Below are 15,136 nucleotides of genomic sequence, written 5' to 3' on the forward strand. Positions count from 1 at the left end.
GGAGATCCTTCGATGCGTTTCTTCCAGAGCGAGTCCCACTCCAGGCCTGACGACGACAAGAACGACGACACCGCGACCGACGACGGCGCCGCCGGCACCGTCCGCTCCGAGCCGGTGCCGGTCCCGCGCAGCTCCGGCGAGAACGACGTGACCGACCGCGTACCGGACACCGACCGGGACGGTCACGACGACGACAGCGCGCGCCGGACCGGCGAGCCGGTCGACGTAGACGTGATACCGGACCGCCGGGACGACGAGGAGCCGGTGTTCGTCGAGCCGGTGCCGCAGGAGACCGCGTTCGGCGCGGCCACGGTGGGCGGCGCGGTGGCGGCGTCGGAGCTGGCCGCACGCCGCGAGACGGACGACCCGGACACGACGGCGACGGTACGGCCGGCCTCGTCCGACGCGTTCGGCACGCCGGTCACGACGGGCGACCCGGCGGGATTCGACGGCGACGCCCAGGCCCCGCACGACTTCGGCCGCACGGCCGACGCCACCGATGACGACACGACGCCGTCGCCGGACGACACCGGCCACGAGCACGCGGCGCAGTCGCCCCACGAGTACGGGCGGACCGGCGACGACCCGGCGTTCGCGACGGACGACTCCGGCGATACCACCGACGGCGCGGCGCAGTCGCCGCACGAATTCGGCCGCGCCGGTGAGCCGGCCGGCAGCCCGTCGGAGTTCGGCCGCGTCCACGACGACGGCACCGACGCCGACCGGGAGGGCTTCGGCCCCGCGGACGGTCGTGACACGGAGCCGGTCGAGGGCTTCGGCCCGGCCACCGGCGAGGCCGGGACGGACAAGCCGCTCCGGGCCGAGGGCGTGACCGCCGCCGAGGGCCTCGGCACCGCGGACGATCCGAACCGCTCCTCCGAGCGCCTCGCCGACGAGGACCGGCCCGAGGAGGAGCAGACGCGGTCGCACGCCGCGGAGACCGCGGCGCTCGGCGTCGCGGCCGGTGCCGCCGCGGGTGCCGCCGTGGCCGGTGCCGCGATCAGGGACCGGTCGGCCGGGCACCGCGACGGCGACGACCACACCGGCGCCGCGCCCACCGCGAAGGACCGGGACGGCGACGGCTGGCCCGACGCGGAGCCGATCTCGAACGATCGGGACGGCGACGGCCGGATCGACGGGGAGTCTGCCGGTGCGGCCGGGACAGCGGCGGTGCCGATCGAGCCGATCCCGGTGCCGGCCGACGCGCGGGAGACGCCGGCCACCGTGGACGAGCCGGTCGAGTTGCTTCCCGGTGACGTGCCGGAGCAGCCGGCGCTGGCCGCGTTCTTCAGTGCGGGCACGGCCGGCGACTTCCGCGACCGGTGGCGGGAGGTCCAGCTCCGCTTCGTGGACGACCCGGCGCAGGCCGCGTCGGACGCGGGCACGCTGATCGACGAGGTCGTGGCCGCGCTGAACGCGGCGATCACCCAGCAGCGCGAGGCGCTCGGCGGCTCGGCCACCGGTCAGGGCGACACCGAGCAGCTCCGGGTCCTGGTCCGCCGCCAGCGCGACTTCCTGGACCGCATTCTCGGTCTCTGACCGCCCCCGTGCGCGGCCGCCCCGGATCCGGGGCGGCCGCTTCGCATTCCAGGATCACGGCGGGACCGGTGCCCGCGGGAGCACCGAAACGCCACCACGCCGGAAGCGGGCACAGCAGCTTGAAAGGTTTTCGTTCCGCGCCGTCCGGGCCCGATGTCGTCAGTGGCGTGGGCGGCGACGGTCGCGGAGGCCGAGAAGCGCGCCGACCTGGGCGCCGACCACGGCGGCCGCGGCCAGCACCGCGGAGACCGCGAGCGGAAGCGGACCGCGGTCGTTGCCGTCCAGGCCCTTGGCGCCGTTGAGACCGCCGAGCGGGTCCTCGCCGTGATGCGCCGGCGGCGCCGGTGTGGTGTGACCGCCGGGCGCCGGTGTGGTCGCGTTCGACCCGGGAGCCGGCGTGGTGGCGGCCGGGCCGGGCGCCGGCTTTCCGGGCGTGGCGGTGCCGGACGCGGCCGGCTCGGGTGCGGGCGCCGGCTTCTCCGGCGCGGGTTCCGGCTTCTCCGGCGCGGGCCCGCCGGGGCCGGCCACGCCGCCGGGCGCCGGGGCGGTGACCGGTGGCGGCGCGTCGACCAGGCCGGTCGCGTGCTCGCGTACGCCGCGGTCCCGGGCGTTCTCCGGCAGGCGCAGGAAGTCGCCGGCCTCGATCCGGTCCGGGTCGGCGATGCCGTTGAGCTGCGCCAGCTCCGGGTAGCGCTCGAAGTCGCCGAGGTAGCGGTCCGCGATCGTACCCAGGTAGTCGTCCTGCTCGACCCGGTACATCGGGTCGCCCGGCTGTGCCTCCTTGGCCGGTGCCCGATAGGCCTGGCCGCCGCCGGCCTCCCCCGCGGTGCTGTTCCCGGCCGCCGCGTGCATCGGGCCGGCCCCCGGCGTGCCGCTCCAGGGGCCCCGTTCCCACCCGTCCGGGGCGCTGAAACCGGCGCCGGACAGGTCCGGTGTGGCCGGTGCGGGGCCGAACCCGGCGGTGTACGCCGGTGCCGCGCTCTGGTAGCCGACGTGCAGCGGCGTGTCGCCCGGGATGCCGATGCTGGGCGCCGCCGCGGGCGCGAAGCCGGTGGCCGGTGCGTGCGTGGCGCCGAGGCCGAGCGCGGACGCGGAGGCGGCGGCGCCGGTGGAGACGATCAGCGTGACGGACGCCAGCAGCGCGGTCGCCATCCGCTGCTGGGTGCGCAAGCCGGGCAGGTGCGGCGCCGGCACGCGCAGGATCATCGCCACCAGTTCGACCAGCACGGACAGCGCGAACGTGAGCCAGCCGAGCCAGCCGACCAGCGCGAGCGCGCGGAGGAAGAGCTGCCCGTCGTCCGGGCTGGTCAGCGTATTGATCGCCTGGTCGAGCGTGGGCAGCTGGTCCGGGATCGGGTTGCCCGCGACCGCGTAGAGCGCGACCGGCGCGCCGCCCAGCAGGCCGACGAGCAGCACGAGCCCGGCCAGTCCGGTCGCGATCCGCCCGATCCTCCGCGGTACGGAGATCTGTGTGCTGGTCATGCCCCGTCGCCTTCTCTCGTGGGTCAGATGTCCTCGTCGGTCAGGAGTTCCGCGGTGGCGCTGCCGTTGACGGTGACCGTCTCCGGGAAGCCGAAGACCGGCAACATCACCATCTGGTACGTCATCCGCACGTCCACCCGCAGGCAGCGCGCGGTGTCGGCGCAGCCGGCCCCCCGGGTGATCCAGGTGGCGCTGCCGACCACGCCGGCCCGGTCCAGGTAGGCGCGTGCGGCCACCGCGGCCGCGTTCATGTCGACGACCTTCTGGCCGCCGCTCATCGCCGCCTCGACGTCGATCTGCTGGCCGCCGGCGCGGGCCGCCTCCGCCGCCAGGTTGTTGGCGCGTTGCAGCGTGCGCAGCCGCCCGGACGCGTCGAACGACAGGCCGATGATCACGAGTACGGCGAAGAGCGTGATCGCCAGGAAGATGCTCACCCGGCCGCGATCTCGATGATCAAAAATCATGACCGGCTCCGGTACGTGTCCAGCACCGACTCATAGCGGGCCTGCTGCGTCCGGTTACCGGGTACGCCCGGGAAGCCGAGATCCGCGAACGAGATCACGCACGTCACGGTCACCACCACGGACGCGGGCTGGCCGACCGGCGTACCGAACGCGCGGGTCAGCGAGTTCGGCGTACCGTAGTCGATGACGTTGGAATTCACGCAGGTCAGGCCCTGCTGGGCCAGTGCCGCCTGCACCGCGGCCCGGGCGGCCGCGTCCGCGTCGGTCACGTTCCGGGAGATGGACGCGGCCCGGGCCGCGTCGTGCGCGGCGAGGTCCACCGCGTTCGCCGCGGTGGCGGTCCGGCCGACCACGAACGCGGTCACGATCAGCGCGATGAACGCGGGCGTGAGGATCGCGACCTCGACCGAGACCGACCCGCGGTCGGCGCGGCGGATCACGGTGCACCGCCCGGCGCGGTGACGCGCTCGATCGGCCCGCTCGCCGACTGGGTGACCGTGATCGTCCAGCCCGGGACGACGGTGAGCGCGTTGCCGGTGACGTCGCAGCTGACCACGCCGTTCACGTCGTCGACGACGACGGTGACCGTGGGCTTGGTGAGCCAGTCGCCGGCGGTCTGGATGAAGGCGAGCGCGCGGGTCCGGCCGGAGCCCTCGTCCGCGTCGTACAGCCGCTGGGTACCGACCGCGGTCTGGGCGGCGGAGAGCGCGGTCGCCCGGGCCATGTACACCGCGGCGATCTGGATGGCCCCGAACAGCATGAAGAGGATGACCGGCATCAGGATGGCGAGCTCGATCGGAGAGGCGCCGCGCTGCGACCGGAGCCGCTCCCGGGCACGCACCGGCCGCGCGCGGTCCCGAATGGACCGCACGCGGCGGGCAGTGATGCGCCTTGTCATCAGCAGGCGATCAACCGGCTCCGCCCGCCGGCACGGGCGGGATGACACCGGTGTTGTGGTCCATGTAGTCCCTGGCCTTGAGGCCTGCCCAGGTGAGCACGCCGATGGCGAGAACCGCGAGGCCGGCGATGATGATCACTGTGGAGACCGGGCTCTCGCCGCGGTCTCGTTTCTCGGGGCTGTTGAGCTGCGCGAGCCGGGTGGTTACGGCGACGTATGCCTGAATGAGCAGAGGCATTGCGGGCCCTCCCTTCGGGGGTTGTGGTCAGACCCTGGCCATGAACGGGAACAGGACGAAACCGAGCAGGATAAAGACGAGCAGGGCACCGGGGATGTCGAGCCGGCTGGTCACGCCCTCGGCCCGGGCGAGCGCCTCGGTCCGGATCTGGTCACGCAGAGCGTCGGCGCGACTGCGCAAGGTGTCGTGCACCTGAGCGCCCTCGGTGCCGGAGGACTGCATGATCGCGCCGACGTCACCCAGCTCGGGCACGCCGATGCGCTCGGACAGCTCACGCAGTTCCTCCCAGGGAGAGCGCATCTGCAGCTGTGCGATGTGCAGCGCCTCCCGGATGCGTTCGAACACCCAGCCGTCGCAGATCTCGGCGGCCTGTTCGAGGGACTGGACCGGGCCGTGCGCCGCGGAGATCTGCAGCGCGACCAAGTCCAGGTAGGTGCAGACGGCCCGGCTGAACTCGCGGCGTGCGCGTTCGGCCTTGGTCAGCACGTCCTGGTGGGCCAGCCAGGCCGCCGCGGCCGCGCACAGCAGCCCGGCGAAGACCGGCACCACGAACGGCAGCCGGATCCCGGCCGCGGCCATGAAGGTCAGCGAGACGACCGGCGCGACCAGACCGACCAGCGCGGAGACCAGGATGGACAGCGCGTACTGCTCCGGTGTGCGGCCCAGCAGTTCCAGTTCCTGCTGCGGCGGGCGCAGCCAGCGGGCCAGGCCGCCGAGCCAGTCCAGGCGCCGGCGACGACGGATCTCCGCGGCCGGCGCGCGCGTCTCCCGGTGCAGGCGCCGGAGCGCGGGCGCGAGCGCGGGCGTCGCCGGGAGCAGCTCGCGGACTAACAGGAACACGCCGGCGCCGACGGCCGCACCGCCGCTGACCGCGATCGCCAGGTCGGTGTTGAGCACGAGGCCGAACGGGGCGATCATCGGAGCGCCTCCTCGGTCCGCGGTGCGTTCAGGAACCGGGGCACGACCGGCGGCATGCTCATTCCGCGGACCCAGGCCAGCAGCGCCACGAACGCGGCGCCGAGCGAGCCCATGATGACCTGACCGACCACGGTTCCGTACGGCCGCATGTACTCGGGGTTGAGCAGGCCGATCACGAGCACGAGCAGCGTCACGCCGGTCAGGAAGCGGACCGCGAACCGTGGCTGCGTGCGCTTCGCCTCCACCTCGCGCCGGGTGGCGACGTCGGCGGCAGCTCCGGCGGCGATCGAGCTCAGCACGTCGCTGAGGCGCTCGCCGCGGTCCGTCAGGTGCAGGATAAGCGCGGCCACCACCTGGTCCGCGACCGGATCGCCCATCTCGTCCGCGAACAGCAGCAGCGCGTCCCTCGGGTTCTCACCGGCGCGGAGCCGGGCGGCGAGCGTGCGCACCTCGTTGTTGATCGTGTCCGGTGCGGTCGCCGCCGTGCTCACGATCGCCTGCTGGAGGCCCTGGCCGATGTTGGAGACGTCCTTCAGCCGGCGGGTCCACTCGCCGAGCGCCTCGACGCGCGCGATGTTGCGCCGCTCCGCCCGGCCCACGGTGAACAGCCAGGGCGCTCCGGGGATCGCGATGCCGACCAGCACGCCGGCCACCGGCAGCCCGGTGAGCAGCCAGGCCAGCGCACCACCGGCGAACGCGGCCACGATGATCGCGTGATGCCGCCGCCGGCCGGACGCGCTCGGGTCGGCGCCGTTCCACAGCTGCCGCACCCGGACCGTCAGCGGCGAGTCCGGGCCGCGCGGGCCGGGCCGGCCGAAGAGCGCCACCCCGGCCAGGATCAGGCCGCCGACGATCGCGGCACCGGCCAGCGCCGCGATCAGCGAAAGGCTCGCCGTCTGGTTCATGACGCCGGCCTCAGCAGGCTCACCCGGGGGCGGCGCCAGGCGCCGGTCTTCGCGTCGATGTAGCGGCTGAGCAGGCGCGGGTCGTAACCGATCCGCAGCAGCTGGTCACGGACCCGCTCGGGCAGGTGCATCGGGATCGCGCGGCCGTCCCGGCCCGGGCCGAAGACCGTGGTGGTGGAGAGCCGGCCGCCCTCGCCCATGCCGATGACCTCCTCGACGTGCGAGACGAAGCGGTGCTTGCGGCCACCGATCGCGGTCTCGTCCTCGACCGTGACGTAGACGATCAGGTCGAGCGCGTTGCCGGCCATCCGGCGGGCCATCTCGACCGTCATCTCGCGGCCGTGCGACAGCGCCAGCTCGATGATGCGTTCCAGCACGCCGCTCGACGTACGCGCGTGGATCGTGCACATCGAGCCGCGGCTGGTGGTCATCGCCTGCAGCATCGGGACGATCTCCCGGGACCGGACCTCGCCGACGATGATCCGCAGCACGCCCATCCGCAGCGACAGCGGGATCAGGTCGGCGATCGTCACCTCACCGGCCGGGCGGCCGTCCGGGCCGCGCTCGCCGTGACCCTCCCGCGCCTCGAAGCTCATCACGGCCCGGTGGTAGCCGTTCTCGTCCCGCGCGGGCAGCAGCTCGCGGCTCTCCTCCAGCAGCACGAACGGCTCGTCCGGCGCGATCTCCCGCATCAGCGCGCGGATCACCGTGGTCTTACCGGCACCGGCCAGGCCGGCGACCATGATGTTCAGGCCGGCGTGCATGGAGGCGCGGAGGAAGTCGCGCAGCAGCGGGTCGAGCATCTCGTCCAGGTCGGCGCGGCTGCCCGCGATGTCGTCCAGCGTCACGTCCAGCGTGTTGTGCCGCCGGATCACCGCGTACGGGCGGCGGCTGACCAGGTAGACCGCGGCGAGCCGGCTGCCGTCCGGCAGTTGCAGGTCGAGCGTGGGCTTGGAGGTGGACAGCGACCGCTCGGTGGCGCCGGCCCGGCGCGCGGCGGCCTGGATCGTCTCGATCATCTCCTCGTCGCTGTCCGCGATCGGCTCGCCCCAGTCGACGCCGCCACCGCGCCGGGTGATCCGCACCCGGTCGCAGCCGAGCACGTGCACCTCCTCGATGGACGGGTCGGTGAGCAGCCGCTGGAGCCGGCCGAGACCGACCATCTCCGCGGTGACCAGGTCGAGCAGCACGCGCTCCTCGGCCGCGGAGATCGGCGTGCCGGTGCGGCGCTGGCCGTCCGCGTACTCGGCGACGATCCCGATCGCGAGCCGTTCCCGCTCCCGCCGTTCCTCCTCGGGCGTGAGGTTCTGGCCGCGCTCCAGGACGGTGATCCGCTCGCTCAGCCGCCGGCGCAGCTCCTTGACCACGGACCAGTCCCGGCGAGGCGTGCCGGCCGGGGCGGGCGAGACCGGCGGCGCCATGGTGGCACCGGCCGGCTGCGGCGCGATGTTGAACGCCTGCGCCGGGAACGCCGGGTGCCCGCCGTTGGCCGGCGGGTTCCCGTTCGCCGGTGGCGGGACCGGCCGGGGGTCCTGGGACAGTGGCTCAAACCGCACGCGGCAGCTCCTCCGTGATCGGGCCGTCCGGGGCGGGGTGCGACCCGTTCGGGCTTCCGTTCCTGGTGGGCGGCGGCACCGGTTGATCCGGCCGCCGCTGCGTGTGCGGTGTCCGCTGCGCCTGCTGCGGGACCGCCGGCCCCTGCCACAGACTCGACGCCGGCGCCGGTGTGGCTCCTTCCTGCGGCGCGTCCGGAGCCGGTCGCATGCCCGGCACCTGCGGCGACGCCGAGGACGCCGGTGCCGTGGCCTGCGCGGAGGCCGCTGCCGGGGCCGCGGCGGACGGACCTGGCTGCGCCGGGATGCCGGTCCCATGCGCGGGATCTGCGGTCTGATCGGCCGGGTTCGCCGTCTGATAGGCCGGGATCGCCGTCTGGTGGGCCGGCGTCGCGACCTGCTGAGCCGGCGTCGCGGCCTGCTGAGCCGGCGTCGCGGCCTGCTGAGCCGGCGTCGCGACCTGCTGAGCCGGCGTCGCGGCCTGGGGTGCGGGAGCCGGCTCCTGGTGCGTAGCGGCCGGAGGCTGCCGCACCGGCAGCGACGCCGTCGGACCCTGATGCGCCGCCGATTGCGCGTGCGGCGTGTGGTGCGCCGAGGGCTGCGCCTGCGGCGTCTGGTGCGCAGCGGCCTGAGCCGTGAACGCCGGATGAGCCGGGTGCGTCGCCGTCGGCTGCGTCTGGTGTGTCGCCGGGGCGTGCGGTGCCGCCGACTGGGCCGGCTGGGGCATCGATGGCATCGGCGCGACCATGGTGTTCCACGTGGAGCGCGCCCGCCGCCGGTCCACCATGGACCGGACCGGCATCTCAAGCGCCGCCGCCGCGCGCATCAGCGGCCGCCGCCCCCGGACCGTACCGCCGTAGCTGAGCACCTGCGCGGTCTGCCGGTCGATCGGCAGGTGCGCCGCGACCGGCACGCCCAGCGCCCGGCTGATCTCACCCTTGCCGTGTCCGCCGCCGACCACCACGAGCCGCACCGTCCCCGGCGGTACGCCGTTGTCGCGCAGGTCGCGGCCGATCGCCTCGAGCGTGGCCGCCGCGTTCGACAGGTCCGGCAGCCGGGCCGACGTGACCACCAGCACCGCGGACGCGGCGCGCAGAACCGGCCACGGCGGGTTCGCCACGTGCAGCCGGCCGCAGTCGGCCAGCACGTCGAAGCCCGGGTTCTCGTACTCGAGCCGGGTGAAGAAGTCCGCGAACCGGCCCCAGAGCGGCGTCAGGCTGCCGGCCTGTGCCGGGTTCGCCAGGCCGGGCAGCAGCAGGCGCTGCCGCTTCGGCGCGTCCAGGTCGACCAGCTGACCCCAGAAGTCCTGCTCCAGACGGCCGTCCCGCAGCTCGGAGACGGCCAGCTCGCCGATGCCGCGCGGCCCTTCCAGCGCGCCGCCCAGGTATCCCGCCATCAGCGAGCCACCGGCCGGGTCGCACTCGGCCAGCACAACTCGGCTGTGCCAGGAGAGCGTGCAGGCCAGGGCCGTGGTGGTCACGCCGGGCGAGCCCTTCGGCGAGACGAACGCGATGATCGCCACGATCAGGACCCGCTCTGCAGCACGACCGAGATGCGCCGCTGCGCATGCAGCAGCACCACGGCGGCCGCGTCCTTCTCGGCGACGGACACGTAGACCACGGTCATGTTGCCGGAGCCCGGGTTGTTCGCGTCCGGCCGCACGGTGTCGACCACGACGCCCTGGAACCGGGTGGCCTCGGCCGGTGCCGCGTTCTGGTTCGCGGGCGCGCCGACCAGCAGGATCTTGTCGCCGGGCCGCAGCGAGCGGGCCGGCACCTCCTGCGGGGACAGGCCCAGCGCGATCTGCTGCTGACCGGGGCCGAGCAGCTGCTTGTCGGTGATCTGGTCGGGGGTGAGCAGGCTGCCGGGCGAGAGCGCCACGGCGGCCCGTTTGCCGACCACGTTGACCGCGTCCGACGCGGCGATCGGGGTGAGGCCCTGACCGCCGCCGAGCTGCACGATCATCAGGTCCTCCGGCGCGATCTGCGCGCCGACCGCGACCGGCCGGGCGACCCCGAGGTACTCACCGGTCGCCCGCACCGAGTTCACCGCGTACGCGGCGGCGAGACCGCCCAGCGCCACCAGCAGAAGAGCAAGGCCGAGCAGACCCGGACGGGTACGCCGCTGCCGCACCACCTTCGGCGGAGCGATCGGCGCGTCGGCCTGACCTGGGGCGGGACGCGTCTGCGCCATCGTCATCGATTCACCACCTGGAGCTCGTTCACGGTGTAGTCCACGGTCGTGGCCGGGCTCGCGACATCGGCCAGTTCGCCGCTGTCCGACGAGGTGGACCACCTGATGTCGAAGAACGTCTGGACCGTCACCTGGTAGTCACCCGCCTTCTGATAACCGGCCAGACTCGCACCGGCCATCGGGTATCCACAGGTCGTCGAGCGGGCGGTGCCGTTGCCGCTGGTCCAGGCGTCGCCCCGGTGGGTGCAGACGACGGTGGAGCCGTCGCCCATCGTCCAGCGCGCCTCGCTCGGCGTCGCGACCAGCGTCACGGTCAGACCCGCTTCCGTCACCGACGGCGGCGTCTGCGCGGTGAACGCGTCGTTGGTGATCTGCATCCACACCGGCAGCCCCAGCACGCCGGGACTGGCCGGCGAGATCTTCACCGCGGGTGGCGCGATGGTCAGGCCGGCCCGGATGCGGTTGGCGATCTCCACCGGGTCCGGCGGCACCAGAGCCGGCGGATCCGCCAGAAACTCGGAGTCCTGCAGCATGTTGTTGTCGATGCACGACTTCCAGTAGTGCGTCATACCCTCGGGCGTGGCGTTCGACTGCGGATCGGCGACCCGGTAGTAGCAGCCGTCGTTCGCGTTGAACGACCCGGCGCCCTCGATGTAACAGGCGACCGGCTTGTCGCGCCACGAGCAGCCGCCCCCGCCGCCACCGCCGCCGCCGGGGTTGCCGGCGGGGCCTCCGGGCTGCGTGGTGCTGTTGCCGTCGCCGAGGCCGCAGTCCGTGGAATCCGGCGTGTTCTCACAGGTGGGCGGCGCGGCGAGCACCTCGGGACCGCGGATCGTCATGACGCCGGTGGCCGCGAGCACGCCGGCCAGCAGCGTGGCGAGCGCCAGGCGGATGCGGGTCCGGCGGGTCAGCACGGCTGGTCCTCGTGCGACAGGCCCTGGGTGACCAGCCAGCCCTCGTCGAACAGCGTCACGGTGGCGGTGGCGACGTAGCGGACGTTCCGCTTGTCGGGTACCGGCGAACGCGTCGTTTGGTAGACCATTTTGTAATCCGTCCCGTCGACACAGTCCTGGATCTGAACCGTCTTCGGTGTGCTTTCTAGATCAACAACGGTGACCGTCGGATTGATCTTCAACCGCCCCTCCCGAACCGCGCCTTCCCGCTCCAGGAGGCCGATTCCGGCCTGTACCCGCGCATATAGCGGATCGCCCAGGTATTTGCGCAGATCGGGATGACGCGGATCCGGGATCGCCGATGCCTTTTGGGCGGCCTGCATATAACCGTTGTAGGCGGCGAGTGCGGCGTCGGCCGCCTTCGACCGTTCGGTGTCGGCGGTCGCGGCCGGGGACGGCGGGGCGCCGACCGGAACCGGCCGGGGACCCTCCATGCCGCCGCCGCAAGCGCTCGCGGCAGCCAGGATCGCCAGGCTCACAAGGATCGCGAGGACCCTTCTCGTGGTGTGCTGCGGCACCCGGTGCATCGATGAAGGCCCTCCTCCCGTTCATCACAAGCGCGGATGGACGGACATGCTCAGACCGCGCCCGATTTGCGCAAGGCGCGCGTTTTCTTACCTGATCCCGATATCCGGTTGAGTGACTTCGCGCTCCCGTTCCCGCGCGGCCCTCCCCATGGGCCGTTGATCTCCGCACCCCGGCTGCCGGGGCGGGCCGCCGGTGGAGTTGCACCGACAAAGGGGGAGCATAGGCTCAGCGACGCCGATAGAACAGAGGCAATCCAAGTCCGTACTAAGAGTGACGATCTCCAGCTCACGGCCCCGATCTTCCGCTCTCAGTGCCGTCAATGTGCCGGACATCTCGCGCCCGGGTGCGCGTCATTCGCCCGGGGCGGCGCCGAGTACGGCGGGATTCCCGATGGCAGCGCGAAAACGCTGCGGAAGTGCCGGCGCCGACACCCACCGGCAGGCGGGCACGACGACCGCAATCGATCTACCGTCCGACCCGGACCCCGCGTCGCACCGGGCACCGCACCAGCCTCATGGATCACTTCCGCAACATGAAAAATACTCTGCGTAATTAGAACAGCAGACAGGTTCCGTACCCCTTATGGGGTCTTTGTCGGTTTGCCGCCTCAAGTTTCGCTTAAGTGGCGGGTGACCGTCTTTCCATGCCGCGACAAGATCGGCATCATGACAGCCGATCAACCCGAGGCTCGCCTTCACGCGTCGAGCGGGGTCGGCTGCCACCGACTCCGCTCCGCAGCCGTTCACACGGAAACCCGCAGCCAGGAGCCCGGACGGTAAGGGGCGTCCAGTCGTTTGGCGATGACCGCGGGAAGCTCGTGCGCACGCGCCGCGTCCACCGCGTAGGCGCCGCCACCGGAGAAGTACGGCGGCGTCTGCCACGATTCGCCGGACACGTCCAGATCGGCCAGTAGCGAGCGCCGGTCCGCATAGCCCAGGCCCTCCGTGGACCGCCCCTCCAGCCACAGCAGATCGAAGACCAGCAACTGTACGGGCGCCCGCCCGGCCCGCCGCCGTGCCGCGCCCTCGAGCCTGGACCGCAGCGCCGCCCGGCTCACGTGCCCCTCCCGGTCGAACGCGACCACCACGCCGTCCAGCACGCACTCGGTCGGGGCCAGCGCCTCCGCCAGCCCGCGCAGCTCGCCGAACGCGCCGCCGAGGTCGTGCCCGTCCGCGTCCAGCAGGCGCAGCCGGCCACCCTCCACACAGGCCAGCACGCGGGCGCCGTCCCACTCCATCTCGTAGGCCCAATCGGCGTCACCGGCCGGCAGCCGGGCGGCCGGGATCGGGCGGACCGGCAGCAGATGCTCGGGCATCGGCGTCCAGCCCGGGTCCGCCGGGTCCATCCGGTGAATCATCCAGTCCCGGTCCCGGGTCCGGAAGAGCGCGTACCGCCCGTGCACGCGATCGCCGCGGAGCAGCACGACGACCTCGTCGTCACCCCACTTCTGCACCTCGTACCGGCCACGGTCGAAGATCTTCATGGTGCCGCCGCCGTACTCGCCCGGGGGGATCTCGCCGGCGAACGTGGCGTACTCCAGGGGATGATCCTCGGTGTGCACCGCGAGGTGGTTGCGGTGCGGGTCGCGCGGCAGGCCACGCGGCACCGCCCAGCTGACCAGCACGCCGTCCCGCTCCAGCCGCAGATCCCAGTGCAGGCGGCGGGCATGGTGCTGGTGGATCACGAACGAGTCGCCGGCCCCGAACCGGACCCGCCCCGGCATCGGTTCCGGGGTCCGCCGGGCGTCCCGCTTGCCACGATAAGCGTCGAGTCGGTCACCCATAGCCACATTGTGCGGCCGTTTCACCCAGATCGCCCTGTGATGGACGTGAATGAAAGGCTATCGTTACGGCCTCACCAGCGGAAGTGACCGGCGACCTGCACCAGCTCCGCAGCGACCTCGGTCAGCCGGTCCGCCTCCTCGCGGGTCGCCGCCGACTCCTCCAGCGTCACCCGCACCGACCTGGACATCTCGGCCATCGTGCCCGCGATCTCGTCGCCCCGCCCGGACGCCTCCGACATGTTCCGGTTCATCTCGCCGGTCGTCGCGGACTGCTCGTCCACCGCGCCCGCGATCGTGGTCTGGAACTCGTTGATCCGCTCGATGATGCCGGTGATCTGCGCGATCGCCTCGCGCGCGGCCAGCGTGTCCGCCTGGATCTCCTGCACCTGCCCGACGATGCCCTCGGTGGCCCGGGCCGTCTCCTGGGCGAGGTCCTTGACCTCACCGGCCACCACCGCGAAGCCCTTGCCGGCCGCACCGGCCCGGGCCGCCTCGATCGTCGCGTTCAGCGCCAGCAGGTTCGTCTGCGCCGCGATGGCGGTGATGCTGCGGACCACGTTGTCGATCTCCGCGCTGGACGCGCTCAGCTGCGCCATCGTGTCGTTCGTCCGGGCCGCCGCGGTCGCCGCCTCCGCGGCCACCCGGACCGCCTCGTTCGCGCTCTGCGAGATCTCCCGGATCGACGCGCCCATCTCCGTGCTGCCCTGCGCGATCGTGCCGATGTTGGCCGACATCAGCGCGGACGCCTCGGTGGCGGTGCCGGCCCGAGTGCTCGCGCCCTCGGCCGCGGCGGTGATCCGGCCGGACGCGTCCGCCATCCGCCGCGCGGTCTCGCCCACCCGCTGGGCCGAACCGGCCAGCGCCGCGACCGCGGTCCGCACGCTCTCGATCGCGTCGTTCACCGCACCGGCCATCCGGCCGAGCTCGTCCCGGGAGGACACGGTGGCACGACGGGTCAGATCGCCACCGGCGAGCGCGCCGAGCACGTCGCAGACCTCCGCCAGCGGGCGCCGGATCGCCCGCAGCACGAACCAGGCGAGCACGGCCAGCAGCACCGCGCACGCCGCCTGGGACAGCGCGACCCGCCACAGCGCCGCGGACCGCTGGCTCCGGACCGCCGCGGACGCGGCCGCGGCGTCCGCAGCCAGCGCGTCGCTGACCGTCGGCAGCCCGTCCTCCACCGCGCCGAAGCTCTCCAGGAACGCGGCGTAGCCGGGCGGCACCTGACCCGGCGCCGTGATCTCACCGAGCGTCCGGGTCGCCAGGGCCGTGTAGTTCTCGATCTCCGGGAGTACGGCCGCCGCCGCCGTGTGCACGGCGGCGCTCTCCTCCGTTCCGGTCACGAAGTCCGAGACGGCCTGGGTGATGATTTCGATGTGCTCCGCGAGGTCGGTGGCCGCCTCCTGCCGTTCCGCCTCGGTGCCGGCGAGCAGCGCGCGCTGCACGTCGCCGCGGATGGCGTCGTGGGCCATGTCCGCCTCGAGCGCCTGCCGGGTGGAGACGGAGGCCTGTTCCAGCTCTCGGGCCCGCTCCGCCACGCCGTCCAGCGCGGACATCGCCATCCCGCCCGTCACCAGCAGCGCGACGAGTGCGAACGCCACGATAGACCCGATCTTGGTCCCCACCGACCGGTCCCTGATCCCCATAGCCCCATCGTGCTGGGCGATCAGTGCATATCCGGG

General features: G+C 73.1%; 14 protein-coding genes and 1 pseudogene. 1 reads left to right on the top strand and 14 read right to left on the bottom strand.

Features of this window, described 5'->3' with window-relative positions; genetic code table 11:
* The first annotated feature begins 12 nt into the window (after positions 1-12).
* On the top strand, positions 13-1,539 hold the full coding sequence (locus tag J2S42_RS15755; RefSeq protein ID WP_307239879.1) for a hypothetical protein: 1,527 nt from the start codon (positions 13-15) through the stop codon (positions 1,537-1,539).
* Between the two features lie 159 nt (positions 1,540-1,698).
* On the opposite strand, the gene J2S42_RS15760 is transcribed toward J2S42_RS15755, so the two are convergent.
* From J2S42_RS15760 to J2S42_RS15825, 14 genes and pseudogenes are all read right to left on the bottom strand, one after another.
* Entirely contained in the window at positions 1,699-3,021 is a 1,323-nt protein-coding gene (locus J2S42_RS15760; RefSeq protein ID WP_307239881.1) for a LysM peptidoglycan-binding domain-containing protein, read from the bottom strand.
* Between the two features lie 23 nt (positions 3,022-3,044).
* Positions 3,045-3,455 carry a pilus assembly protein TadG-related protein gene (locus J2S42_RS15765; RefSeq protein ID WP_307239883.1) on the bottom strand — a complete coding sequence of 137 codons (411 nt, stop codon included), beginning with the start codon at positions 3,453-3,455 and terminating at the stop codon, positions 3,045-3,047.
* Positions 3,456-3,481: 26 nt separating this feature from the next.
* Positions 3,482-3,925, bottom strand: coding sequence for a TadE/TadG family type IV pilus assembly protein (locus tag J2S42_RS15770; protein ID WP_307239885.1), 444 nt, complete (start codon positions 3,923-3,925; stop codon positions 3,482-3,484).
* Entirely contained in the window at positions 3,922-4,356 is a 435-nt protein-coding gene (locus J2S42_RS15775; RefSeq protein ID WP_307239887.1) for a TadE family protein, read from the bottom strand. Before J2S42_RS15775 ends, J2S42_RS15770 begins: the two co-directional genes overlap by 4 nt.
* Before the next feature lie 37 nt (positions 4,357-4,393).
* A complete protein-coding gene (locus J2S42_RS15780; RefSeq protein ID WP_307239889.1) occupies positions 4,394-4,621 on the bottom strand; it encodes a hypothetical protein in 228 nt (75 codons plus the stop codon).
* Between the two features lie 27 nt (positions 4,622-4,648).
* A complete protein-coding gene (locus J2S42_RS15785; RefSeq protein ID WP_370879192.1) occupies positions 4,649-5,539 on the bottom strand; it encodes a type II secretion system F family protein in 891 nt (296 codons plus the stop codon).
* Positions 5,536-6,483 (bottom strand): type II secretion system F family protein, encoded by a 948-nt coding sequence (locus J2S42_RS15790; RefSeq protein WP_370879397.1) that lies wholly within the window; start codon positions 6,481-6,483, stop codon positions 5,536-5,538. Before J2S42_RS15790 ends, J2S42_RS15785 begins: the two co-directional genes overlap by 4 nt.
* The gene (locus tag J2S42_RS15795; protein ID WP_307239892.1) at positions 6,441-8,000 is read right to left on the bottom strand and encodes a TadA family conjugal transfer-associated ATPase; all 1,560 of its coding nucleotides are present in this window, start codon (positions 7,998-8,000) and stop codon (positions 6,441-6,443) included. Before J2S42_RS15795 ends, J2S42_RS15790 begins: the two co-directional genes overlap by 43 nt.
* Before the next feature lie 751 nt (positions 8,001-8,751).
* Positions 8,752-9,519: pseudogene (locus J2S42_RS15800) on the bottom strand (CpaE/TadZ family protein); the annotation flags it as partial.
* A 2-nt stretch (positions 9,520-9,521) separates the two neighbouring features.
* A complete protein-coding gene (locus J2S42_RS15805; RefSeq protein ID WP_307239894.1) occupies positions 9,522-10,196 on the bottom strand; it encodes an SAF domain-containing protein in 675 nt (224 codons plus the stop codon).
* The gene (locus J2S42_RS15810; RefSeq protein WP_307239896.1) at positions 10,193-11,104 is read right to left on the bottom strand and encodes a hypothetical protein; all 912 of its coding nucleotides are present in this window, start codon (positions 11,102-11,104) and stop codon (positions 10,193-10,195) included. The genes J2S42_RS15805 and J2S42_RS15810 overlap by 4 nt, the downstream gene beginning before the upstream one ends.
* A complete protein-coding gene (locus J2S42_RS15815) occupies positions 11,098-11,670 on the bottom strand; it encodes a hypothetical protein (protein ID WP_307239898.1) in 573 nt (190 codons plus the stop codon). The genes J2S42_RS15810 and J2S42_RS15815 overlap by 7 nt, the downstream gene beginning before the upstream one ends.
* Before the next feature lie 743 nt (positions 11,671-12,413).
* Complete coding sequence (locus J2S42_RS15820) at positions 12,414-13,454, bottom strand: DNA polymerase ligase N-terminal domain-containing protein (protein ID WP_307239900.1); 1,041 nt, start codon at positions 13,452-13,454, stop codon at positions 12,414-12,416.
* Positions 13,455-13,525: 71 nt separating this feature from the next.
* Positions 13,526-15,100 (bottom strand): methyl-accepting chemotaxis protein, encoded by a 1,575-nt coding sequence (locus tag J2S42_RS15825; protein ID WP_307239902.1) that lies wholly within the window; start codon positions 15,098-15,100, stop codon positions 13,526-13,528.
* Positions 15,101-15,136: the final 36 nt, after the last annotated feature.

The organism is Catenuloplanes indicus, from assembly GCF_030813715.1.
Lineage (GTDB): Bacteria > Actinomycetota > Actinomycetes > Mycobacteriales > Micromonosporaceae > Catenuloplanes > Catenuloplanes indicus.